We start from the raw sequence: 22,780 nt of genomic DNA on the forward strand, positions 1-22,780 counted from the left end.
GGCGTCCGCCGAGCACCGTCAGAGAGGCAGCACCGTGCGCCTGCACACGACCACTTGGGGTTCGGGTGACCGGATCGCCCTGCTCGTCCACGGCCTCATGGCCGACCACCGCACCTGGCGGCGGGTCGGCCCGGCGCTCGCGGACCGCGGCTACCGGGTGGTCGCGGTGGACCTGCGGGGGCACGGGGCCAGCGGGCGGGCCGCGGGGCCCGGGGAGTACCGGCCGGAGGACTACGCCGACGATCTCGTCGAGACCCTCCCGGCCGGAGCGGAGCTGGCCGTCGGGCACTCGCTCGGCGGGCTGGTCCTGGCCCTCGCCCTCGAACGCCTGAAGCCGGCCCGCGCGGTCTACTCCGACCCGGCCTGGCACCTGAGGGCGGGGCCCGCCGGATATCGCGCCGAGGCCTTCGTCCGGGGCACGACGATGACCCGGGAGCAGATCCGCGGCTTCAACCCGGACTGGTCGGACGAGGACCTCGACACCGAGATGGCGTCGGTACGGGGCTGGGACGAGCGGTCCGCGTACGGTCTGCAGGACTTCGTGGGGGCCGATCTGTGGCCCGCCCGTGCCACCGTCCCCTCGCTGATCGTCAAGGCCGACCCGAGCACGCTGGTCTGGCCCGAGGACGCCCGGATGCTGGCGGGCCGCGGATTCACGGTCCGTTCGGTGGCGAAGGCGGGTCACACGATCCACCGGGACGACTTCGACGGGTTCATGTCCACGCTGGACGACTGGATCTGACGTACCGTTCAGGCATGGACGACGCGTCGATGGACTCCTCGATGGTGGGACTGCTCGGCCGGGTGACCGGCACGATCGGGCCCGGTCTCGTCGGTGAGGTGATCGTCCGGATCCGGGGCGGTGCCGAGCACTTCCTCGCCCATCCGGCCTCCCCGAAGGAGCGGATCGACGTCGGAACGGTGGTGATGGTCATGGAACATCTCCCTCCACGCACCGTCTATGTCACAGCCGCGTACGACAGTTGACGCAACGGTTGAGTGGCGCCCGTCACAGGCGCACACTCCCTTCACCGGATCCGCACCGGCTCCGGTGAAGGGGGACCTTGTCCATGGGCATCGGCATTCTCGCGGGCGTCGTCGTCGGCGCCTTCGCCGTTCTCATCGCTGTCTTCAAGATGATGTGGCGCGTCGCGGAACCCAACGAGGCGCTGATCATCTCCGGTTCCAACCACAAGAACGAGGGTCTCGGCGCGGGGATGGGGTTCCGCATCGTGACCGGCCGCGGCACGCTCGTACTGCCGGGTGTGCAGGCGGTCCGCAAGCTCTCGCTCGACCTCAACGAGACGCAGCTGTCCGTCGAGTGCGTCACCCACCAGGGCATTCCGCTCAAGGTCCGCGGTGTGGTGATCTTCAAGGTCGGTGACGACTTCGTGTCGATCGCCAACGCCGCCCGCCGCTTCCTCGATCAGCAGAAGCTGATGAGCGAGCGGGTGCACATCGTCTTCGCCGGTCATCTCCGTGCCATCGTCGGCGGGTTGACCGTGGAGGACATGATCCGTGACCGGGAGAAGCTGACCGGGCAGGCGCGTTCGGCCTGTGGCACGGAGATGGAGAAGCTCGGTCTGATCGTCGACTCGCTGCAGATCCACGAGATCGAGGACCCGACCGGGTACATCAAGAACCTGGCCGCCCCGCACGCCGCCGCCGTCCAGCGGGACGCGCGGATCGCGCAGGCCGAGGCGAACCGCCGGGCGACCGAGGCCGAGCAGCAGGCCGCGGCGCGCATGTCGGAGGCGACCCGCGACAGCGAGATCCTCCAGGCGGGCTACCAGGCCGAGCGGGACCAGGCCTCCGCGAAGGCCCGGCAGGCCGGTCCGCTGGCCGAGGCGGCCTCGCGCCAGGAGGTCGTCGTCCAGGAGACCCGGGTCGCCGAGCTGGAGGGACACCGCAAGGAGCAGCAGCTCCAGGCGGAGGTCCGCAAGCCGGCGGACGCGATGGCGTACGAGACCCGGACACTGGCCGCTGCCGAGCGTGACGCCCGGATCTCGGCGGCCGAGGCCGACGCGAAGGAGACCGAGCTGGCGAGCGCGGCCAAGGCCACCGCGACCCGGCTCACCGGTGAGGCGGAGGCGGCGGCGCAGCACGCCAAGGGGCTCGCGGTCGCCGAGGCGACCCGGGCGAAGGGTCTGGCGGAGGCCGAGTCGATCAAGGCCCGTGCGGCGGCGCTCGCGGAGAACCAGGAGGCCGTGGTCGCCCAGCAGCTGGCCGAGAAATGGCCGGAGATCGTCTCCGCGGGTGCGTCGGCGTTCGGGAACGTGGACCAGATGGTGCTGCTCAACGGCGCCGACGGCATGGCGGACGTGTTCGCCAAGGCGCTGACCATGGGCGGGACCGGGCTCGGGCTGGCCCGGCAGCTGCTGTCCACGATGAATCCGGGTGCTCAGGAGCGGCTGGGCACCGGGGTGCCTCCGGCGCCCCGGGCATCGGAGGAGAGCGTTCGGATCACCGTCGGCGACGAGGAGTAGACGGGTAGCGCGAGCGAGGGGTACGGCCGGGGCCCGGCGCCGTCATGGCGCCGGGCCCCGGCCTCGTACCCCCGTCGGCTCCCCGCCTCGCTCCGTGCTCCGCCGGGCCGCCACGCTCGGGCTCGGTTCTGCTGGGCCCGGCTCGGTTCGCCTCGGCTCGATTCTGTTCGGCTCTGCCTCAGTTGTGGCCGAACTTCCGTTCCTTGCGGTGCGACGCGTGCTCCACGAGGGGCATCGACGTCTCGCTCTTGGGAGCCGCCGAGCTCTGTTCCTTCGTGGCTGCCTCGGTGCGGTGTTCATGGCCGCCGGTACGGGCTCCCCGGTTCGTCCGGGTCTGTTTCTTGCCCACGATCGTGCCTCCCGTGACGGGTGTCGGACTGTGGTCCGTATCCCCTCAGCCTGGCACGGGGGTGCGGGCACCGCATGTCAGACGGCGGTCGGCCCGACGACCCGGGCGAAGGCGGTCAGCGTCGGCGTGCCCGGGGCGCGGTCGAGTACGGCGAAGACGATCTCCTCGAAGTGGCCGGCGAAGCGGCCGTCCCCGGTGAGCAGCGCCTTGAACGCTCCGGCGACCTGCTCGGGGTCGTTCTGGAAGACCCCGCAGCCCCAGGCGCCCAGCACGAGTCGTCGGTAGCCGGCCGCGGCGGCCGTCTCCAGGACCCGCTCGGCGCGGGAGGCGAGGGCGGCCGGCAGGCGGCCGGTGTGCTCGGGGGTGCGGCGGCGGACGACACCGGCGTTGGGTGCGGGCGAGGTGAGGAAGCCGACGGTGAAGGGCTCGGCGAGGAGGACGCCCCGGTCGTCGCGGAAGACGGGGACGCGGGGCGAGTGGATGACCCGGTCGGTGTAGAAGACGTCCCGGTCCTCGCGGTGGTGGGCGTAGTAGTCGGGGGCGCGGAGCAGGGTGGCGTGGAGGGCGGAGGAGCGACAGAGCGCCTCCTCCTGGGCCTGGGCGCCGTTGAGGTAGCCGCCGCCGGGGTTGCGGGCGGAGGCGAAGTTCAGGACGGCCACGGGGCGGGTCGCGTCGGCGGCGGTCATGCGCCGGGCCGCGGCGAGGCTGCTCTCGCCGGTGACGTCGAGGGTGGGCGTCCGGTCGGTGTCGGGGGTGACGGTGACGGGTTCGGGGCCGTGGAGGCGCGTTCCGGCCAGGGCGGCGGTCAGGTCGTCGGCGACGGAGACGGTCCGGCCGTCGGGTGCCTGGTAGTGGCCTGCGGCAACGATCTCCTCGGTCTGCCGCGCGATCGCGCGCAGTCGTGCACTCATGACCTCAGGATGATCGTTTCGTCCCGGTCGGGACAACAGGATTTCCCGGGACGCGGGCGGGACTCCCGGGATTCGCCGACGGCCTTCCGGGGACGGCGTGGGAGCGGGCAGTTTCGGCCGGGCGGGGGCACACGGGGCGCGTTCGGCCGGTCCGGGGCGCTCTTGCACGCCGCTCGGAGGTGGCTTTAGGTGGAAGCAGCAACTCCCCGGAACCCGGCCCCGACGACCGGCCCGACTACCAGGAGGTGTACGGATGTCGTCCAGCGGCATACCGCGCGGCGGCCCCGCTCTCACCGAGGCGGAGGCAGAGGACCTGCTGCGATGTATCTGCTTCAAGACCGGCCCGCCCCGCACCGTGGGGGTGGAGCTGGAATGGCTCGTGCACGAGCTGCGTGACCCCCGGCTCCCCGTCCGCCCTCCGCGGCTCGCGGCGGCCCTCGACACCGTGCGGTCGCTGCCGCTGGTGTCGGCCCTGACGTTCGAACCCGGCGGGCAGCTGGAGCTCAGCTCGCGCCCCGCCGGATCGCTCATGGAATGTCTCGACTCCGTCGCCGCCGACCTCCGTGCGGTGCGGTCGGCGCTCGGACCGCTCGGCCTCACCCTCAGCGGATACGGGGTGGACCCCTGGCACGCGCCGCGCGGCCGGGTGCTCCACGAGCCGCGGTACGACGCCATGGAGGCCGCGCTCGACCGCACGGGCCCGGCCGGCCGGGCGATGATGTGCGACTCGGCCTCGGTGCAGATCTGTCTCGACGCCGGTCACGAGGAGCCGGGGCCGCTCGGCTACCACCGGCGCTGGCGGCTCGCCCATCTCCTGGGCGCGGTACTGGTGGCCGTCTTCGCCAACTCCCCGCTGCACGGCGGCCGTCGTACCGGCTGGCGCTCGACGCGGCAGGCACTGTGGACGGACCTCGACCCCCGGCGGGCCCTCGCGCCTTCGCCGGACGGGGACCCGCGCGCGGAGTACACGGCGCACGTCCTGGACACCCCGGTGATGTGCGTACGGGCCGACGAGGGGCCGTGGGACGTGCCGGAGGAGCTGACCTTCCGCGACTGGCTGCGCACGGGTCTGCCCCGGCCTGCCGACGCCGACGACCTGCGCTATCACATGACGACGCTCTTCCCGCCGGTGCGGCCGCGCGGCCATCTGGAGCTGCGGATGGTCGACGCGCAGCCGGGCTCGGACGGCTGGATGGTGCCGGTGGCCGTGACGACGGCGGTGTTCGACGACCCGGAGGCGGCGGAGACCGTGTACCGGGCGATGAAGCCGCTCGCGGAACGGGCGGGTCTCGCCCCCGCCCCGCGCAATCCGCTCTGGCTCGCGGCCGCACGTGACGGGCTCACCGACCCCGAGCTCCACTCCGCGGCCCTCGCGGTGTTCGCCACGGCGATGGAGGCGCTGCCCCGGATCGGGGCGAGCGAGGAGGTACGGCGGGCGGTCGCCGCATTCCACGAGCGGTACGTGATCCCCGGGAGCTGCCCGGCCGACGACCTGGAGGTGGTGACGTCATGACGGAGACCCGGACGGAACTCGGCCCCGAGGCCCTGCGCCGGAAGGCTCTGGAGGCCCTCACCGCCGCGCGGGCCCGAACGGCGCTGCTCACCTCGTGCGTCGAGGACGGCGAACTCACCGCCCAGCACTCCCCTTTGATGTCGCCGCTGGTCTGGGACCTGGCGCACATCGGGAACCAGGAGGAGCTGTGGCTCTGGCGGGCCGTCGCGGGGAAGGACGCGCTGCGACCCGAGATCGACTCGCTCTACGACGCCTTCGAGCATCCCCGGGCCACCCGCCCGTCGCTGCCGCTGCTCGCGCCGGGCGAGGCCCGGACCTACGCGGCGGACGTGCGGCTGCGGGTCCTCGACGTGCTGGAGCATGCCGAGTTCGACGGACGGCCGCTGCTCCACGCCGGCTTCGCCTTCGGTCTGGTCGCCCAGCACGAACAGCAGCACGACGAGACGATGCTGATCACCCATCAGCTGCGGAAGGGTCCCGCCGCGCTCACCGCTCCCCCGCCGCCACCCCTGCGGAGCGGCCCGTTGCCCGCCGAAGTCCTGGTCCCCGGCGGCCCGTTCACCATGGGGACCTCGGACGAGCCGTGGGCCCTGGACAACGAGCGTCCGGCACACACCCGGGTCGTGCCCGCCTTCCACATCGACACCGTTCCGGTCACCAACGGGGCCTATCTGGCCTTCATGGCCGACGGCGGCTACACAGATCCGCGCTGGTGGCGGCCCGAGGGCTGGGCGCAGATCAGGGAGCACGGCATCGCGGCACCGCTGTTCTGGCGCCGGGACGGCGGCCAGTGGCTGCGCCGCCGGTTCGGGGTGACGGAGCCGGTGCCCGAGGACGAGCCGGTCCTGCACGTGAGCTGGTACGAGGCGGACGCCTACGCGCGCTGGGCGGGCCGGCGGCTGCCCACCGAGGCGGAGTGGGAGAAGGCCGCCCGGTACGACCCGGACTCGGGGCGCTCGCGCCGCTATCCGTGGGGTGACGCCGATCCGGGTCCCGAGCATGCCAACCTCGGGCAGCGCCACCTGCGTCCGGCGGCCGCGGGCAGCTATCCGGAGGGCGCCTCGCCGCTCGGCGTACGGCAGTTGATCGGTGACGTGTGGGAGTGGACGGCCAGCGACTTCCTGCCGTACCCGGGGTTCACCGTCTTCCCGTACAAGGAGTACTCGGAGGTCTTCTTCGGGCCCGACCACAAGGTGCTGCGCGGCGGCTCCTTCGCCGTCGACCCGGTGGCCTGCCGGGGCACCTTCCGCAACTGGGACCTGCCGGTGCGGCGCCAGATCTTCGCCGGCTTCCGTACCGCCCGGAACGCGGAGCTCGACTGATGTGCCGTCATATCGCCTATGTGGGCGAGCCGGTGGCGCTCGGAGAGCTGATCGTCCAGCCGGAGCACGCTCTGCTGCGCCAGTCCTGGGAGCCCCGTACACAGACCAGCGGTGTGGTGAACGCCGACGGTTTCGGGGTGGGTTGGTACGCCGAGGGCGATCCGGCGCCGGCCCGGTACCGGCGCTCCGGCCCCATCTGGGGCGACCTCTCCTTCGCGGACCTCGCGCGGGTGGTGCGCTCCGGGGCGCTGCTCGCGGCGGTCCGGGGGGCGACGCTGCCGGGCGCCGACGGGGAGGCCGCGGCCGCGCCGTTCGCCGCCGGGCCCTGGCTGTTCAGCCACAACGGCGCCGTCAAGGGCTGGCCGGGCTCGCTCACGCCGCTCGCCGCGACCCTCCCGGCCGGCGAGCTGCTCGGCCTTGAGGCCCGTACCGACTCGGCACTGCTCTGGGCGCTCGTCCTGCACCGGCTGCGGGCCGGTGACGCGCCGGGCCCCGCCCTGGCCGACACGGTGCGGGAGGTCGCCGAGGCGGCCCCCGGCTCCGGCCTCAACCTGCTGCTCACCGACGGGGCGCTGATCGCCGCGACCGCCTGGGAGAACAGCCTCTGGTACCTGACGGGCCCCGACCGGGTGGTCGTGGCCTCCGAACCGTACGACGGCGATCCGCGCTGGCAGGAGGTCCCCGAGCGCACGCTCGTGACCGCCACCCGCGCCGACGTCACCCTCACCCCGCTCAAGGAGCCCTCCGCGTGAGCCCGTTCCAGCTGACCCGTACCCTCGCCCCGGACGCCGCCGGCGCCGATCTGCGCGCCGACGTCCTCCACGGGCTTCACCGCTCTCCCAAGGAGCTGCCCCCGAAGTGGTTCTACGACGCCCGGGGAAGCGAGCTGTTCGAGGAGATCACCCGGCTGCCCGAGTACTACCCGACGCGCGCCGAGCGGGCGATCCTGAAGGAACGGGCGCCGGAGATCGCCGCCGCCTCCGGGGCCAGGACCCTGGTGGAGCTGGGCTCCGGCTCCTCCGAGAAGACCCGGTTCCTGATCGACGCGCTGCTCCCCGGCCTGGACGCCTATGTGCCCGTCGACGTGAGCGAGTCCGCGCTGACCGGGGCGGCCGAGTCGCTGCTCGCCGAGCGCCCCGGTCTGCACGTGCACGCGCTCGTGGCCGACTTCACCCGGGGACTCGCGCTGCCCGGGACGCCGGGGCCGCGTCTGGTGGCCTTCCTCGGCGGCACCATCGGCAATCTGCTGCCCGACGAGCGGCGGATCTTCCTCCGCTCCGTACGGGCGATGCTCGCGCCGGGCGACGCGCTGCTGCTCGGCACGGACCTGGTGAAGGACGAGGCGACCTTGGTGGCCGCCTACGACGACTCGGCCGGGGTGACGGCCGCCTTCAACAAGAACGTGCTCGCGGTGATCGACCGGGAGCTCGGCGGGGACTTCGATCCGGACGCCTTCGACCACGTGGCGGTGTGGGACCGCGAGCGGGAGTGGATCGAGATGCGGCTGCGGGCCCGCCGCGCGCTGACCGTGAAGATCCCCGAGCTGGATCTCGTGGTGCCCTTCGCGGCGGGCGAGGAGATGCGGACGGAGGTGTCCGCGAAGTTCCGTCAGGCCGGCGTACGGGTCGAGCTCGCGGAGGCGGAGCTCGACCTGGACCGCTGGTGGACCGACAGCGAGGGCAGGTTCGCGCTGTCCCTCGCGACGGCCCGCTGAGCGGCGGCCGCCAGGGCCCGGCGGTCCGGGTACAGGGCGCCGGGAAGGGGCTCCCGGAGCCGGACGACGGCGGTGAGCCGGCGGGTGGAGACGACCCGCCACAGGGATGAGCCGAGCGGATCGTCCCCGACGTACGCGGCGGCGTCCGTGGGCCGGTAGTCGATCCGTACCGGCTGCACGGCGCAGCCGGCGTCGAGGGCGGCCTGGAACGCGGCCGGGCGGAACCGGCCGCGTTCCCGCCCGCACCAGGTCGAGCCCTCGGGGAAGACGACCACCCGGCCGCCGCCCGCGAGCACCCCGGCCATCGTCCGCACGGTGCCGGGCAGGGCCCTCAGGCCGTCCCGGTCGATGAAGAGGGTGCCGCCGAGGGCGGCGAGCGTGCCGAGGACGGGCCAGCGGCGCACCTCCGACTTGGCGACCATCCGGCCGGGCAGGGCGGCCGCGATCAGCGGTATGTCGAGCCAGGAGACGTGGTTGGCGACGACGAGGAGCGGGCCGCCGGCCGGGGCGGCCGCTCCCTCGTACCGGACGTGGACGCCGAAGGCGCGGACCACCGCCCGCATCCAGGAGCGGACGAGGGCGAGCCGGGTGGCGGCCGGGAGGAGGCCGGAGGCGGGGGCGAGCAGGAGGCCGAGGAGGACGGTGCCGAGTCCGGCGACCAGCCGGACCACGGCCCGGACGGACCCGGCCGGGTCCGCCTCGGCGCCGCACCGACGGTGGGCGGACTCGGGGTGGGTGGCGCAGTGGCCCGGGGTGCAGGGCGCCGTGGGGAGCCACGGCGAGGGGGCCGTGGTCCCGTTCACCGTGCCGGGGCGAGCGAGAGGAAGTGGTTGAGGTAGCGGGGGTTGGTCCGGCGCAGCGAGAGCAGGACGTAGAGGTCGGCGACACCGAAGTCGGGGTCGTGCGCGGGGGCGCCGCAGACCCAGGCGCCGAGCCGGAGGTAGCCGCGGAGCAGCGGCGGCAGCTCGGTGCGGCCCTCGGGGCGGGTGATGCCGTCGGGGCTCCAGAGCTTGTGCGGGGTGACCCAGTACTCCTCCGGGGCGAGGTGCTTGGTCCTGACCGTGTCCCAGGTGGCGGCGGCGAGGGTGCCGCCGTCGGCGAGCGGGAGGGAGCAGCAGCCGGCGAGCCAGTTGTGGCCGGTGCTCGTCATGTAGCGGGCGAGCCCGGCCCAGATGAGGGCGATGACGGCGCCGTTGCGGTGGGCGGGGTGGACGCAGGAGCGGCCGACCTCGACCAGGTCGTGGCGGATCGGGGCCAGCCGGGTGAGGTCGAACTCGCTCTCGGAGTAGAGGCGCCCGGCGACGGCGGCCCGGTCGGGCGGCAGGATGCGGTAGGTGCCGACGATCTCGCCGGTGGTCTCCTCCCGTACGAGGAGGTGGTCGCAGTACGCGTCGAAGGCGTCGGTGTCGAGGCCGGGCTCGGGGCCGTCGAGCCGGGCGCCCAGCTCACCGGCGAAGACCTGGTGGCGCAGCCGCTGGGCGGCGCGGACGTCCTCCTGGTCGCGGGCGAGTCCGACGAGGTACCGGGGCGTGGGCTCCTCGGCGGGGGCCTGCGGCGTGGACGGCTCGGCGAGGGCCCGGGGCGCGGGCGGCGCGGTGTGGGCCTGGGGCTGGGGCTGGGCGGGAACGGCGAGCGGCTGCGCGGGGGTGGCGAGCGGCTGCCCGGGGACGGCGAGCGTGGGGGTCGGTGCGGCCATGTCGGGCTCCTCCGGCGTACGGAAGGGGAAGGGGCGGCGCCGGGCCGTGTGAGCGGCGGCCCGGCTCCTTACTTCTTCCGTGACCGGCTGGATTCGACATGACCGTCCGGGGGCTCGCGGGTGTGCGAACGCTGAATGCTATTCGGCGAGGGTGTCCGTGATCGCGGCCGAGGCCTTCTTGGCGGCCTTCGAGGGGTCCTCGCCCTGGAGGACGGCCGTCATGTAGGGCTTGATGGGGTTGTCGGCCTCCACGTCGGCCCACTGGGGGGAGTTCGGGGTGGCCCGGCCGCGCACGGCGCCCTTGGCCATGACGGCGGTGGCCTCCTGGCCGGCGACGACGGAGGCGAGGCCCTTCTTGTTGGGCACGTAGCCCATGGCGCGGGCGAGTTCGGACTGCCACTTCTCGCCGGCGAGCTCCTTGACGACCTCCAGGGCCGCCCCGCGCTGGGGTGCGTTCTCCGGGATGATGAGGTCGGAACCGCCCGTGAACACGGCGCAGGGCTGACCCGGCTTCGAACCGGGTACCGGGAAGTAGCCGAGCTTGTCCTTGAGTCCCGGGTTGGCCTTGAGGATGGTGGCGATGGTGTTGGGCACGGCGACGAGCTGGGCCACGTCGCCCTTGGCGAAGACCTCGGCCTGCGGCGGGTTCTGCTCGTCGGCGTCCTTCGGTCCCGAACCGAGGGACTGGAGCTCCTTGTAGTAGGCCATGCCGCGCTGGGCGGCCGGGCTGTGGAGCGCGCCGGTCCACTCTCCGCCCCTGTCGGTGGCGAGTTCGCCGCCCTCGTCCCAGATGAAGCCGGCGAGGGTGTACCAGTCCTGTCCGGCCAGGTAGATGCCCTGGGAGCCCTTGCTGTTGAGCTTCTCGGTGTCGGCGAGCCACTCGGCACGGGTGGCCGGGGGCTTGTCGATGCCGGCGTCGGCGAACAGGTCCTTGTTGTAGATGACGATGCGGTTGGCCGCGTACCAGGGGATGCCGTACTGGGCTCCGCCGATGCTTCCGGGCTCGGCGAGACCGGGCAGCCAGTCCTCGCTGCCGAGGTCGCGGACCGACTCCAGGGTGAGGTCGAACAGCTTCTCGGTGTCGGCGTACTGGGCGACCTGGGTGTTGCCGACCTCGATGACGTCGGGTCCGCCGGAGCCCTGGATGGCCTCGGTGACCTTCTTCCCGATGCCCGTCCAGTCCTGGATGGTGATCTGGAGTTCGACGCCGTCGTGCTCCTCCTCGTACGCCTCGGTGAAGCGGGTGAGGAAGTCCTCGCTGGCGCTGTCCCGCATGAGCCAGATGTTGACGGTCTTCGTCCCGCCGCCCCCGCCGGGCAGCATCCCGCAGCCGGCGAGGGCGAGCGCGGTGGCGGCTGCCAGGGGGCAGGCGAGATGGCGGTTCTTCACGTAGGTCACCTTCTGCGGTTCAGCACAGGGTCGTGCGGCATGGGGGGCTGACCCGACATGGGGGGACCGAACGGGGTGTTCGCGCGGGTATGTGGCCTGGATTCTGGTCTGGACCAACGGGATGGTCAAGTCCTTGACCATCCCGTTCCGCGCCGTGGACGCACCATCTGTTCCGTTACCGACGGTAATTACCCGTCGGTCACTTTTGGTCGACCGGTTCCCGGTAGTTCATGAACCAGTGCGTGTCGAAATAGCGGGCCATCGTGTACGGGTGCCGCGGGTCGGTGAGGACGCGGCAGACGAACTCCGCGGTCCCGCAGCCGAAGGGGACGTCCCCGTCGTCGAAGGACCGGACCACGACGGGCCACCGGTCGGGGTCGTCACCGTCGATCCTCCAGCAGTACAGGTCCTCGTGCTCCGTTCCCGCCCAGATCAGCAGACCCTCCTCCCTGAGATCGGTCCACGGCTCCTGGTTCAGGTCGAGGAATCCGTCGAACGCGCCCTCACCGAAGGTCTCGACCATGCGCTTGTAGTCGCGCGGCAGCGCGCCGCCCAGGCGCGCCTCCACCTCGGCCCAGTCCAAGTCCGGCCGTCGGGCGGGCTGCGTCCAGCCGGTGACTCGTTCGAGCCGCTCGTTCCAGTCGAAGCCCTCGCCCGGGCCCTCCTCCGGACCCTCGCCGAAGCCCGGGGCCGGTGAGACCGGCACGGGTTCCGGCACCACCCTGGGGACGACCACCAGCACCGGCCGCTCGGTCCCCTCGGAGTCCCGCACGGCGCCCGTGCCGACCCATCGATCCCCGTACGCCCACGCCCGCATCATCACGACGCGGTCCCCGAAGGGGGCGAGGAGGGCGGCACCCCGGGACTCGTCGACGGTCGGATCGGTGAAGCCGTCCAGGACAAGGGTGCGTGGGGCGCCGTACCTGCCGTCGAGCAGGCCGGCCAGTTCCCGCGGGGGCACGTCGCCGGGCAGGTACACGTACACGTCACGCGGCCCGATCCGTTCCAACAGGTCGTTGACGGTCGCTTGCGTAAGTTCCATGACGGACAGTGAAGCGCACCGCATCGACAAGACGTTCGATTGTCAGTGGTGGGTGAGACGGTAGGTGCATCGGGTCGGAAAGCTCGGAAAACAGGGGGAGTTGCCATGTCCGGAACCCAGAACTACATCAACCACGTCGCTCTCGTGCTGGATGCCAGTTCGTCCATGTCGCATCTGAGCCGCAAGGTGGTCGACGTCGCCGATCAGCAGATCGCGTACCTCGCCCGCCGGTCGAGGGAGCTGGACCAGGAGACCCGCGTCACGGTGTACGTCTTCGCCGACAAGGTGGAGTGCGTCATCTACGACAAGGACGTGCTGCGGATGCCGTCGCTGAAGCAGCTCTACCGGGTCGGCGGCATGACGGCCCTGCTGGCGGCCGCGCTGAAGTCGCAGCGGGAACTCGCGCAGACGGCCCAGCTGTACGGCGACCACAGCTTCCTGACCTTCGTGCTCACCGACGGTCAGGAGAACGCGAGCCATCGCTGCCCCGACGCCCCCACCAAGAACGCGCGCGAGCTCGTCGGGGCCGTGGCCCGGATGATCGAGACGCAGGAGGACAACTGGACGCTGGCCGTCCTCGTGCCCGACCAGATGGGCAAGCGCGAGGCCATGCAGAGCGGCTTCCCGAAGGACAACGTCGCCATCTGGGACGCCACCAGCACCCAGGGCCTGGAGGAGGCCGGGCAGGTCATCCAGGAGGCCACCGAGAAGTTCATGGTGGGCCGCACCAAGGGCATCCGGGGATCGCGGGCGGTGTTCTCCACGGGCGCGGACACAGTGAACTCGGACACCGTCAAGGCGGCCGGCCTCGCTCCGGTGGATCCGTCGGGGTACCAGCTGATCCCGGTGGCGCGTGACGCGGCCATCCGGGACTGGGTCGTCGAATCCGGGCACACCTACCGTACCGGCGGTGCGTTCTACCAGCTGAGCAAGTCGGAGAAGATCCAGGCACGGAAGCGGATCGCGGTCCTGGAGAAGAAGACGGACCGGGTGTTCACGGGGCCCGAGGCCCGGGCCCTGCTCGGCCTGCCGGATGCGGAGGCGCGCGTCCGGCCGGACCACAACGACGACTTCACGATCTTCGTGCAGAGCACGAGCGTGAACCGGAAGCTGGTAGCGAACACGCGGCTGCTGCTCATGCTCTGACAGCACCTGCCGCGCGCCCGCACCCCGGACCGGCCCCCGGCACCGAGCGTGCCCGGGGCCGGTCCCGGCCGATGCGGCTCGGTCCGCCGGAAAACCCCTAGGCGCCCGGCTCTTCCAGCCGGAAGCCGATCTTCATGCCCACCTGGTAGTGCGCGATCCGGCCGTTCTCGACATGACCGCGGACTTCCGTGACCTCGAACCAATCCACCGCACGGAGCGTTTCGCAGGCGCGAGTGATCCCGTTCTGGATGGCGGTGTCCACGCCTTCCGAGGACGATCCGACGATCTCCGTGACGCGGTAAACGTGGTCTCCCATGGCGGCCTCTCCTTCGCGTTCCGACTCCATCCACACTGCACGGAACCGGGGACCGCCGCGAGTCGAGGTGGGCCACCCCCCTGCCGTCACATCGGAGCGGAATGCAGCCGAACCGGCCCCTCGGGCCAGCGGCTTCCCTCCCGTAGCGGGAACCACATCGTCCGCAGGGGCATCACCGCCGGACCGTCGGGCTGCTCCACCTCCACCTCGCCGGCCACCTCGCGCCAGCCGAGCCGCGCGTAGAGACCGGCCACGTCCGGGCGGCAGAACAGCAGCGCGAACTCGGGCCCCAGCGTTCGGGCGTGCTCAAGGGCCCCGCTGACGACCTGAGCGGACAGCCCGCGGCCCCGCCGGTCCGGGGCGACGGCGACGCCTCCGAGGCCCGCCACATCCATCCGGCTCCCACCGGCAGACAGCGGCAGGACGAGCAGCCCCGCGTGTGCGACGAGCCGGTCGTCCTCCCTGATCCCGAAGTGGTGCTCCTTGAGCCGCCAGACCAGACCCCACTCGGCCACCCCGAACGGATCGACGGTGTCCCCGAAGATCTCGGACTGCTCGTAGGTCTCCAGCCGGACCACGGCCGGCGCCGCGGCATACCGGTCCTCGGTCATCAGGTCCGGCCCTCCTTCTCCTGGGCGTCCCTCAGCTCCTCGGACGGGGTCGCCCAGAGGGCGCGCACGACGGGGAACCCGGCCTCCTCGGCCGCGTCGCAGACCAGCAGGTCGTCGTCGACGAGCATCCTGATCGGGCGGTCGGCGCCCAGTCGGCGCAGGATCTCCACCTTGGTCACCCGGGCCGGCCGGAAGTCCCGGTTGCGGCGCATGTGGATCGGCCCCTCCGGGAGCCCCTGCGCGGCAAGCCAGGCCAGGGTGTCCCGGCGGCAGCGCTCCGGCCGCCCGGTGAGGTAGACGACGTCGCATTCCTCGGCCGCCTCGCGGCACAGCGCGATCCCCTCGTCGAGCGGCGGATCGTCGGGCGCCGCGGCGAAGAAGGCGTCCCAGTCCTTCGGGCGCCGCTCCAGGAAGTGCTGACGGTGGGCGGTCGCGGCGAGCGTGTTGTCGAGGTCGAAGACGGCCAGAGGCCGGTTGTCGGCTGTCACGGGCCCCAGCCTAGGAGGCGGGCGGCGGGAGCACCCCGCCCCGGTGGATCACGTGTGCGATCGCGGGTGGGCGATTCGGGAATCCCTACCCGCCTCGAACGTTGAAGCCCTTGTGAGCACCTTTCCCGCCGGCATCCGCTTCTCCGTCCTCGACCGCTCCCGTACCCGGGACGGCGAGGACGCCCCCCGGGCCCTGCGCGACACCGTGCGCCTCGCCCAGGAGGTGGAGGCCCTCGGCTACCACCGCTTCTGGGTGTCGGAGCACCACAGCGTGCCCGGGGTCGCCGGCTCCGCGCCGACGATCCTCGCGGCCGCCGTGGCCGCCGCCACGTCGGGCATCCGGGTCGGTACCGGCGGTGTGATGCTCCCGAACCACCAACCCATGGTCGTGGCCGAGCAGTTCGGTGTCCTGGAGTCCCTGTTCCCCGGCCGGATCGACATGGGCGTCGGCCGTTCGGTCGGCTTCACCGACGGCATCCGCCGGGCGCTCGGCCGCGACAAGGACGACGCCGACCGCTTCGGCGAGCAGCTCTCCGAGCTCCTCGGCTGGTTCACCGGCGAGCAGACCGCCCACCCGCAGGTGCACGCACGGCCCGCCGAGGGGCTGCGGGTCCCGCCGTTCGTACTGGCGACCGGCGAGGGCTCGAAGATCGCCGCCGAGGCCGGGCTGCCGCTGGTCATCGGCGATCTGCGCGGCCGTGACCGGCTGCTCGCCGCCGTCGACACCTACCGCTCCGGTTTCCGCCCCTCCCCGTGGGCCGCCGAGCCGTACGTGATCATCGCCGGGACGGTCGCGGTGGCCGCGACCGAGGCCGAGGCCCGGCGGCTGCTGATGCCGGAGGCCTGGTCGCTGGCGTACTCGCGCACCCGGGGTGTCTTCCCGCCACTCGTCTCGCCCGAGGGGATCGAGGGACTCACGATGACGGAGAAGCAGCGCGGTTTCTACGAGTCGGGGCTCGACGGCCATGTGCACGGCACGGCGGAGCAGGTGGCCGAGGCCCTGGAGCGGGCCGTGAAGGAGACCGGGGCGCAGGAGGTCCTGGTCACCACGAGCACCTACGACCGGGCCGCGCTGAGCGAGTCGTACCGGCGGCTCGCGCACGCCGTCGGTCTGACGGCACCCTTGCCGCCCTCCTGACCAGGACAGATGCGGACCAATAGATACCATCCCCCTATGCACGACAGTCCGCATGATCCGTACGTCCGCGTCCGCGGTGCCCGTGAGCACAACCTCGCCGGGGTGGACGTCGACATCCCCCGCGACGCGCTCGTCGTCTTCACCGGGGTCTCCGGGTCCGGCAAGTCGTCGCTGGCCTTCGGCACGATCTACGCGGAGGCCCAGCGGCGCTACCTCGAGTCGGTCGCGCCGTACGCGCGGCGGCTGATCCACCAGGTGGGGGCGCCCGCGGTCGGTGAGATCACGGGGCTACCGCCGGCCGTCTCCCTGGAGCAGCGCAGGTCCTCGCCGAACGCCCGCTCCTCCGTCGGCACGGTCACCACCCTCTCCAACTCCCTCCGGATGCTGTTCTCGCGGGCCGGCCGCTATCCGGTGGGCGCCGAGCGGCTCGACTCCGACGCCTTCTCCCCCAACACCGCTGCGGGCGCCTGCCCTTCGTGCCACGGGCTCGGGCGGGTCCACGAGACCGGCGAGGAACTCCTCGTACCGAACCCTGAACTGTCGATCCGTCAAGGTGCCATCGCCGCCTGGCCCGGCGCCTGGCAGGGGAAGAACCTGCGTGACGTCCTCGACGCCCTCGGGTACGACGTCGACCGGCCCTGGCGCGAGCTGGACGCGAAGGACCGGGCGTGGATCCTCTTCACGGACGAGCAGCCGGTCGTCACCGTCCATCCGGTACGGGATGCCGATCGCATCCAACGCCCCTACCAGGGCACCTACATGAGTGCCCGGCGTCATGTCCTGCGCACCTTCTCGGACTCGAAGAGCCCGACGCTGCGCGCCAAGGCCGAGCGGTTCCTCACCAGCGCTCCCTGCCCGGTGTGCGGCGGCGCGCGACTGCGGCCGGAGGCACTCGCGGTGACCTTCGCGGGCCGGACCATCGCCGAGCTCGCGTCGCTGCCGCTGACGGAGCTGTCCGGGCTGCTCGCCACCACGACGTCCGAGGGCGGGGAGACCGCGCGCGTCCTCACCGAGGACCTCGTCGCCCGGATCGCGACCGTGACCGAACTGGGTCTGGGCTACCTCGGCCTGGACCGCGCCACCCCCACCCTGTCCAACGGCGAGCTCCAGCGGCTGCGGCTCGCCACCCAGCTGCGGTCGGGGCTCTTCGGTGTGGTGTACGTCCTGGACGAGCCCTCCGCGGGTCTGCACCCGGCCGACACCGAGGCCCTGCTCGTGGTCCTCGACCGGCTCAAGGCCGCCGGGAACTCCGTCTTCGTCGTCGAGCACCACCTCGACGTGGTCCGGCACGCCGACTGGCTCGTGGACGTCGGCCCCCTCGCCGGGGTGCACGGCGGGCGGGTGCTGCACAGCGGACCACCGCGCGGACTGGCGGACGTCGAGGCGTCCGCCACCCGGCGGTTCCTCTTCGACCGGAAGCCGGTGCCCGAGCGGAAGGTACGGGCCCCGGCCGGCTGGCTGCGTACGGGTCCGGTCACCCGGCACAACCTGCGCGCGGTGGACGCGGCCTTCCCGGTCGGGGTCCTCACGGCCGTCACGGGTGTGTCGGGTTCCGGGAAGTCGACGCTCGTCGGCGCGCTGACCGAGGAACTCTCCGGAGTGGGACGGCTCGTGACGGTGGACCAGCGGCCCATCGGCCGCACGCCCCGCTCCAACCTGGCCACGTACACCGGCCTCTTCGACGTCGTACGGAAGCTCTTCACCGAGACGGAGGAGGCCGGGGCGCGCGGCTACAAGGCCGGCCGCTTCTCCTTCAACGTGCCGGGCGGGCGCTGCGAGACCTGCCAGGGCGAGGGCTTCGTCTCCGTGGAGCTCCTCTTCCTGCCCAGTACGTACGCGCCCTGCCCCGACTGCCACGGGGCCCGGTACAACCCGGAGACCCTGGAGGTCCGGCTGAGGGGGCTCACCATCGCCGAGGTGCTCGACCTCACGGTCGAGGCCGCGGCCGGGTTCTTCGCCGACACCCCGGCCGCCGCGCGCAGTCTGCGCACCCTGCTCGATGTGGGCCTCGGCTACCTGCGGCTCGGTCAGCCCGCGACGGAGCTCTCCGGCGGCGAGGCGCAGCGCATCAAACTCGCCTCCGAGCTCCAGCGGCTGCGCCGTGGCCACACCCTCTATGTTCTGGACGAGCCGACGACCGGCCTCCACCCGGCCGATGTCGAGGTGTTGATGAGCCAGTTGCACGGGCTGGTCGACGCCGGGCATTCGGTGGTCGTCGTCGAACACGACATGGACGTGGTCGCCACCGCGGACTGGGTGCTCGACCTCGGGCCGGGCGGCGGCGAGGAGGGCGGCCGGATCGTGGCCACGGGCACCCCGGAGCGGGTGGCGCGGGCGGCGGAGAGCCGCACCGCGCCGTATCTGCTCCGCGCCCTGGGTCCCGCCGGACGGAACTGAGGTCCGTCCGGCGGGGTCAGGCCGCCGTGTCGAACGTGTAGTGGCGGGTGTGGTCCAGCATGTCCGCCGGGGTCACGTCGTTCCACGGGCGCATGGTGTCGCCGAGGTCGACGACGTTCGCGGTGCCCGCGGCCGGCAGGTACGGGGACCGGGGGTGGCGGGCCTGCCAGTCGGCCCACAGCTTGTCGATGAAGGCGTGGTGCAGCCAGAACACGGGATCGTTCGGGGAGACTCCGGTGCCCATCTGACCGCCGACCCAGACGTGGACGCGGTTGTGGAGGTTCACACCGCGCCACCCTTCGAGGTGGTTGCGGAAGCCGTCCGACGAGCTGTTCCACGGGGCCGTGTCGTAGGTCTCCATGGCCAGGACGGAGTCCACCTCGGCGCGGGTGGGGAGCTGGCGGCCGCCCGCGCCGAGGTCGCGCCGGAGGTAGTCGCGGCCGTCGACGCGGACGTTGATCGTCCAGCGGTTGCCGCTGCGGGCGAACGCGCCGTCGGTGACCTGGCCGTCGCGGGCGCGCCCGGTGCCGCCGAGGAAGTCGGGCGCCCAGAGCGAGGAGCGGGAGGTGCGGTCGGCCGTCCAGTCCCAGTAGGGGAGGTTGACCGTCGGGTCGACGGACTGCAGCGCCTGCTCGAACTCTATGAGGAAGCGACGGTGCCAGGGCAGGAACGACGGCGAGCGGTGGCCGACGCGGTCGCCGTTGTCGGTGTCGCTCATGATGAAGGCGTTGTGCGTGGTGACGAAGGTGTCGTACCGCCCGGAGCGCTTGAGCTCCAGGAGGGCGCTGACGAAGCGCCGCTTCTCGTCGGCGGTGAGGGAGGCCTGGTTCTTGCGTACGGTCATGGTGGGTGCCGTTCCTGGATCGATCAGCCGAGGGTGAGGGGTACGAGCGGGGCGCCCTGGAGTTCACGGACGGCCGCGCGGGCCAGCGACTTGGGCGTGGCGACGGGCTCGTAGTGGTTGATCACGCTGATCCAGGTGCCGTCGGCGTTCTGCATGACGTGCAGTTCCTCGCCGTCGATCGTCACGGAGTAGCCGCCTCCGTGGTGCCCCCCGTGGTGGCCTCCGCCGTGCGCGGGCCCGCCCTTGATGCGGCGGCCCTGGTAGACCTCGTCGAAGGACGCCGGGGCCGGGCCGGCCGCGGGAGCGGCGGCCCGGGGAGCGTCGGCGACGGCGGAGCCGGCCAGGGCGAGGCCCGCGGCGGCCCCTGCGGCCCCCGCGGCGACGCCGAGAACCCGGCGGCGGGTGATGCTGGACATGAAACCCCCAAATGGTCTGTGCGACCGGGGGTTTGGTCATATGCCCCCGGCAGTCCTCATCAGTACCCGGGGGTGAGGGTGGGGCGGAAATCGCCGGAAGTCGGTTGGCCGCGAAGTGGACAACGTGCCATGAAATGTACAGACTTGAACGGAGTTGATCTTGCTGTCCGCATGACCGACAGGGCCCCGAGGCGAAGATCTTACGGAGAAAGTGATCGTTTCGTGAATGATCTTTCGACTCGGGGTGCGCCGTGTGGCGGAGCCCACGCCCCAAGACTGTCCTGATCCGGACTCCGCCCCGAACCCCCGCCTCCCTACCCCTTCACCTTTCGCTGCGCCCGCAACCACTCCCTGTTCATCGCCGCGATCGACGGCAACGGGATCCCCTTCGGGCAGGCCGTCGCGCACTCGCCCGTAAGAGTGCAGCCGCCGAAGCCCTCCGCGTCCATCTGGCCCACCATGTCCAGGACGCGTGTCTCGCGCTCGGGGGCGCCCTGGGGCAGGACGTTGAGGTGGTTGACCTTGGCCGAGGTGAAGAGCATCGCCGAGCCGTTCGGGCAGGCCGCCACACACGCTCCGCAGCCGATGCATTCGGCATGCTCGAACGCGAGGTCGGCGTCGGCCTTCGGGACCGGCGTGGCATGGGCCTCGGGGGCCGAGCCCGTCGGGGCGCTGACGTAGCCTCCGGCCTGGATGATGCGGTCGAAGGCGGAGCGGTCGACGACCAGGTCCTTGACGACCGGGAAGGCGGAGGCGCGCCACGGCTCGATGTCGATGGTGTCGCCGTCGTCGAAGGACCTCATGTGGAGCTGGCAGGTCGTGGTCCGCTCCGGCCCGTGGGCGTCACCGTTGATGACGAGGCTGCACGCGCCGCAGATGCCCTCGCGGCAGTCGTGGTCGAAGGCGACGGGGTCCTCGCCCCGCAGGATGAGGGCCTCGTTGAGGGTGTCGAGCATCTCCAGGAAGGACATGTCGGCGGAGATGCCGTCGACGTCGTACGTGGACATGGCGCCGGCGGCGTCGGCGTTCTTCTGGCGCCAGACGCGCAGGGTGAGCTTCATGCGTAGCTCCGCTGGGTGGGGTGGACGTACTCGAAGACGAGGTCTTCCTTGTGCAGGACGGGGGCGGCGCCCTCGTTGAACTCCCAGGCCGCGGCGTAGGAGAACTCCTCGTCGCGTCGGGCCGCCTCGCCGTCCGGCGTCTGGGACTCCTCGCGGAAGTGACCGCCACAGGACTCGGCCCGGTTCAGCGCGTCGAGGCACATGAGCTCGGCGAGTTCCAGGTAGTCGACGATGCGGTTGGCCTTCTCCAGGGACTGGTTGAACTCCCGGCCCGTTCCGGGGACCTTGATCCGGCTCCAGAACTCCTCGCGGATCTCCGGGATGCGGGCCAGTGCGGTCCGCAGGCCCGCTTCCGTGCGGGCCATCCCGCAGTACTCCCACATCAGTTCGCCGAGTTCGCGGTGGAAGGAGTCGGGGGTGCGGTCGCCGTCGACCGCGAGGAGGAGGTTCAGCCGGTCCTCGGTCTCGGCGAGCACCTCCCGCACGGCCGGGTGGTCGTCGGTGACGGGCTCCGCGTGGGGGTGCCGGGCGAGGTAGTCGTTGATGGTGGCCGGGAGCACGAAGTAGCCGTCGGCGAGGCCCTGCATGAGGGCGGAGGCGCCGAGCCGGTTGGCTCCGTGGTCGGAGAAGTTGGCCTCGCCGATGGCGAAGAGGCCGGGGACGGTGGTCTGCAGGTCGTAGTCGACCCAGAGTCCGCCCATCGTGTAGTGGACGGCGGGGTAGATCCGCATGGGGACCTCGTACGGGTTCTCCGCGGTGATCCGCGCGTACATGTCGAAGAGATTGCCGTACTTCTCCTCGACGGCCGCCCGGCCCATGCGGCGGATCGCGTCGGCGAAGTCGAGGTAGACCCCCTGGCCGCCGGGCCCGACGCCGCGGCCCTCGTCACAGACGTTCTTGGCGGCGCGAGAGGCGATGTCACGGGGGACGAGGTTGCCGAAGGAGGGGTAGATGCGCTCCAGGTAGTAGTCGCGCTCGTCCTCGGGGATGTCGGCGGCGGGGCGGGTGTCGCCCTTGGCCTTGGGAACCCAGATGCGGCCGTCGTTGCGCAGCGACTCGCTCATCAGCGTCAGCTTGGACTGGTGGTCGCCGGTGCGCGGGATGCAGGTGGGGTGGATCTGGGTGAAGCAGGGGTTGGCGAAGTACGCGCCGCGCCGGTGGGCCCGCCAGACGGCGGTGGCGTTGGAGTTCATGGCGTTCGTCGACAGGTAGAAGACGTTGCCGTAACCGCCGCTCGCGAGGACGACCGCGTCCGCGTAGTGGGTGGAGATCTCGCCGGTGATCAGGTCACGGGCGACGATGCCCCGGGCCCGCCCGTCGACGACGACCAGGTCGAGCATCTCCGTACGGGCGTGCATCTCGACGTTTCCGGCGGCGATCTGCCGGGACAGGGCCTGGTAGGCGCCGAGGAGGAGCTGCTGGCCGGTCTGGCCGCGGGCGTAGAAGGTGCGGGAGACCTGGACGCCGCCGAAGGAGCGGGTGTCGAGGAGTCCGCCGTACTCGCGGGCGAAGGGGACGCCCTGGGCGACGCACTGGTCGATGATCTCGACGGAGATCTGGGCGAGGCGGTGGACGTTGGACTCGCGGGCCCGGAAGTCGCCGCCCTTGACGGTGTCGTAGAAGAGGCGGTGGATGGAGTCGCCGTCGTTGCGGTAGTTCTTGGCGGCGTTGATGCCGCCCTGGGCGGCGATGGAGTGGGCGCGGCGCGGGGAGTCCTGGAAGCAGAACTGGACGACGTGGTAGCCCTGTTCGGCGAGGGTGGCGCCGGCCGAGCCGCCGGCGAGACCGGTGCCGACGACGATGACGCGGTGCTTGCGGCGGTTGGCGGGGTTGACCAGCTTGGCCTGGAAGCGGCGGGTGTCCCAGCGTTCGGCTACAGGTCCTGCGGGGGCCTTGTGATCGACGACCGGTTCTCCGGTCGCGAAGTCGAGGAAGCTCATG

The 22,780-nt window shown here is 72.0% G+C and carries 23 protein-coding genes; 10 read left to right on the plus strand and 13 right to left on the minus strand.

Features of this window, described 5'->3' with window-relative positions:
* The first annotated feature begins 34 nt into the window (after positions 1 to 34).
* From OG259_RS05355 to OG259_RS05365, 3 genes are all read left to right on the plus strand, one after another.
* On the plus strand, positions 35 to 742 hold the full coding sequence (locus tag OG259_RS05355) for an alpha/beta fold hydrolase (RefSeq protein ID WP_328941129.1): 708 nt from the start codon (positions 35 to 37) through the stop codon (positions 740 to 742).
* 14 nt (positions 743 to 756) lie between these two features.
* Positions 757 to 987, plus strand: coding sequence for a hypothetical protein (locus OG259_RS05360; protein WP_189833889.1), 231 nt, complete (start codon positions 757 to 759; stop codon positions 985 to 987).
* An 83-nt stretch (positions 988 to 1,070) separates the two neighbouring features.
* Positions 1,071 to 2,486 carry a flotillin family protein gene (locus OG259_RS05365; protein WP_328941130.1) on the plus strand — a complete coding sequence of 472 codons (1,416 nt, stop codon included), beginning with the start codon at positions 1,071 to 1,073 and terminating at the stop codon, positions 2,484 to 2,486.
* Between the two features lie 178 nt (positions 2,487 to 2,664).
* On the opposite strand, the gene OG259_RS05370 is transcribed toward OG259_RS05365, so the two are convergent.
* Together OG259_RS05370 and OG259_RS05375 are read right to left on the minus strand one after the other, a co-directional pair.
* The gene (locus OG259_RS05370) at positions 2,665 to 2,835 is read right to left on the minus strand and encodes a hypothetical protein (RefSeq protein ID WP_328941131.1); all 171 of its coding nucleotides are present in this window, start codon (positions 2,833 to 2,835) and stop codon (positions 2,665 to 2,667) included.
* Positions 2,836 to 2,912: 77 nt separating this feature from the next.
* Positions 2,913 to 3,746: a TIGR02452 family protein gene (locus OG259_RS05375; RefSeq protein WP_328941132.1), complete on the minus strand. Its 834-nt coding sequence runs from the start codon at positions 3,744 to 3,746 to the stop codon at positions 2,913 to 2,915.
* A gap of 253 nt (positions 3,747 to 3,999) precedes the next feature.
* Between OG259_RS05375 and egtA the strand changes: the two genes are divergently transcribed.
* From egtA to egtD, 4 genes are read left to right on the plus strand one after another with little or no spacing between them, the layout of a single operon-like run.
* Positions 4,000 to 5,259: an ergothioneine biosynthesis glutamate--cysteine ligase EgtA gene (gene egtA / locus OG259_RS05380; protein ID WP_328941133.1), complete on the plus strand. Its 1,260-nt coding sequence runs from the start codon at positions 4,000 to 4,002 to the stop codon at positions 5,257 to 5,259.
* Positions 5,256 to 6,581: an ergothioneine biosynthesis protein EgtB gene (egtB, locus tag OG259_RS05385; RefSeq protein ID WP_328941134.1), complete on the plus strand. Its 1,326-nt coding sequence runs from the start codon at positions 5,256 to 5,258 to the stop codon at positions 6,579 to 6,581. The genes egtA and egtB overlap by 4 nt, the downstream gene beginning before the upstream one ends.
* A complete protein-coding gene (gene egtC, locus OG259_RS05390) occupies positions 6,581 to 7,333 on the plus strand; it encodes an ergothioneine biosynthesis protein EgtC (protein ID WP_328941135.1) in 753 nt (250 codons plus the stop codon). The genes egtB and egtC overlap by 1 nt, the downstream gene beginning before the upstream one ends.
* Positions 7,330 to 8,295 (plus strand): L-histidine N(alpha)-methyltransferase, encoded by a 966-nt coding sequence (egtD, locus tag OG259_RS05395; RefSeq protein ID WP_328941136.1) that lies wholly within the window; start codon positions 7,330 to 7,332, stop codon positions 8,293 to 8,295. Before egtC ends, egtD begins: the two co-directional genes overlap by 4 nt.
* On the opposite strand, the gene OG259_RS05400 is transcribed toward egtD, so the two are convergent.
* The 4 genes from OG259_RS05400 to OG259_RS05415 all read right to left on the minus strand — a co-directional run bounded on the left by OG259_RS05400 (position 8,190) and on the right by OG259_RS05415 (position 12,422).
* Positions 8,190 to 9,098: a lysophospholipid acyltransferase family protein gene (locus OG259_RS05400; protein WP_328941137.1), complete on the minus strand. Its 909-nt coding sequence runs from the start codon at positions 9,096 to 9,098 to the stop codon at positions 8,190 to 8,192. The genes egtD and OG259_RS05400 overlap by 106 nt on opposite strands.
* A complete protein-coding gene (locus OG259_RS05405; protein ID WP_328941138.1) occupies positions 9,095 to 9,991 on the minus strand; it encodes a GNAT family N-acetyltransferase in 897 nt (298 codons plus the stop codon). The genes OG259_RS05400 and OG259_RS05405 overlap by 4 nt, the downstream gene beginning before the upstream one ends.
* Before the next feature lie 138 nt (positions 9,992 to 10,129).
* Positions 10,130 to 11,380 carry an extracellular solute-binding protein gene (locus tag OG259_RS05410; protein ID WP_328941139.1) on the minus strand — a complete coding sequence of 417 codons (1,251 nt, stop codon included), beginning with the start codon at positions 11,378 to 11,380 and terminating at the stop codon, positions 10,130 to 10,132.
* Between the two features lie 199 nt (positions 11,381 to 11,579).
* Positions 11,580 to 12,422, minus strand: a complete 843-nt coding sequence (locus OG259_RS05415; protein WP_328941140.1) for a hypothetical protein — start codon at positions 12,420 to 12,422, stop codon at positions 11,580 to 11,582.
* A gap of 105 nt (positions 12,423 to 12,527) precedes the next feature.
* Between OG259_RS05415 and OG259_RS05420 the strand changes: the two genes are divergently transcribed.
* Positions 12,528 to 13,568, plus strand: a complete 1,041-nt coding sequence (locus OG259_RS05420; protein ID WP_328941141.1) for a vWA domain-containing protein — start codon at positions 12,528 to 12,530, stop codon at positions 13,566 to 13,568.
* 97 nt (positions 13,569 to 13,665) lie between these two features.
* Here OG259_RS05420 and OG259_RS05425 read toward each other — a convergent pair whose 3' ends face one another.
* The 3 genes from OG259_RS05425 to OG259_RS05435 all read right to left on the minus strand — a co-directional run bounded on the left by OG259_RS05425 (position 13,666) and on the right by OG259_RS05435 (position 14,983).
* Positions 13,666 to 13,884: a dodecin gene (locus tag OG259_RS05425; protein ID WP_266899618.1), complete on the minus strand. Its 219-nt coding sequence runs from the start codon at positions 13,882 to 13,884 to the stop codon at positions 13,666 to 13,668.
* Positions 13,885 to 13,970: 86 nt separating this feature from the next.
* Positions 13,971 to 14,495, minus strand: a complete 525-nt coding sequence (locus tag OG259_RS05430) for a GNAT family N-acetyltransferase (protein WP_328941142.1) — start codon at positions 14,493 to 14,495, stop codon at positions 13,971 to 13,973.
* Complete coding sequence (locus tag OG259_RS05435) at positions 14,495 to 14,983, minus strand: phosphatase domain-containing protein (RefSeq protein WP_328941143.1); 489 nt, start codon at positions 14,981 to 14,983, stop codon at positions 14,495 to 14,497. Before OG259_RS05435 ends, OG259_RS05430 begins: the two co-directional genes overlap by 1 nt.
* Before the next feature lie 112 nt (positions 14,984 to 15,095).
* Between OG259_RS05435 and OG259_RS05440 the strand changes: the two genes are divergently transcribed.
* Positions 15,096 to 16,121: an LLM class flavin-dependent oxidoreductase gene (locus OG259_RS05440; protein ID WP_328941144.1), complete on the plus strand. Its 1,026-nt coding sequence runs from the start codon at positions 15,096 to 15,098 to the stop codon at positions 16,119 to 16,121.
* A 36-nt stretch (positions 16,122 to 16,157) separates the two neighbouring features.
* Positions 16,158 to 18,518, plus strand: a complete 2,361-nt coding sequence (locus OG259_RS05445) for an excinuclease ABC subunit UvrA (RefSeq protein ID WP_328941145.1) — start codon at positions 16,158 to 16,160, stop codon at positions 18,516 to 18,518.
* A gap of 16 nt (positions 18,519 to 18,534) precedes the next feature.
* On the opposite strand, the gene melC2 is transcribed toward OG259_RS05445, so the two are convergent.
* The 4 genes from melC2 to OG259_RS05465 form a co-directional block, all read right to left on the minus strand.
* Positions 18,535 to 19,362, minus strand: a complete 828-nt coding sequence (gene melC2 / locus OG259_RS05450; RefSeq protein WP_328941146.1) for a tyrosinase MelC2 — start codon at positions 19,360 to 19,362, stop codon at positions 18,535 to 18,537.
* A 23-nt stretch (positions 19,363 to 19,385) separates the two neighbouring features.
* Positions 19,386 to 19,778 (minus strand): apotyrosinase chaperone MelC1, encoded by a 393-nt coding sequence (melC1, locus tag OG259_RS05455; RefSeq protein ID WP_328941147.1) that lies wholly within the window; start codon positions 19,776 to 19,778, stop codon positions 19,386 to 19,388.
* Between the two features lie 314 nt (positions 19,779 to 20,092).
* Positions 20,093 to 20,839: a succinate dehydrogenase/fumarate reductase iron-sulfur subunit gene (locus tag OG259_RS05460; RefSeq protein WP_328941148.1), complete on the minus strand. Its 747-nt coding sequence runs from the start codon at positions 20,837 to 20,839 to the stop codon at positions 20,093 to 20,095.
* Positions 20,836 to 22,779: a fumarate reductase/succinate dehydrogenase flavoprotein subunit gene (locus OG259_RS05465; protein ID WP_328941149.1), complete on the minus strand. Its 1,944-nt coding sequence runs from the start codon at positions 22,777 to 22,779 to the stop codon at positions 20,836 to 20,838. Before OG259_RS05465 ends, OG259_RS05460 begins: the two co-directional genes overlap by 4 nt.
* Between the last annotated feature and the right edge of the window lies 1 nt (position 22,780).

Source organism: Streptomyces sp. NBC_00250 (assembly GCF_036192275.1).
In the GTDB taxonomy this organism is placed as follows: domain Bacteria; phylum Actinomycetota; class Actinomycetes; order Streptomycetales; family Streptomycetaceae; genus Streptomyces.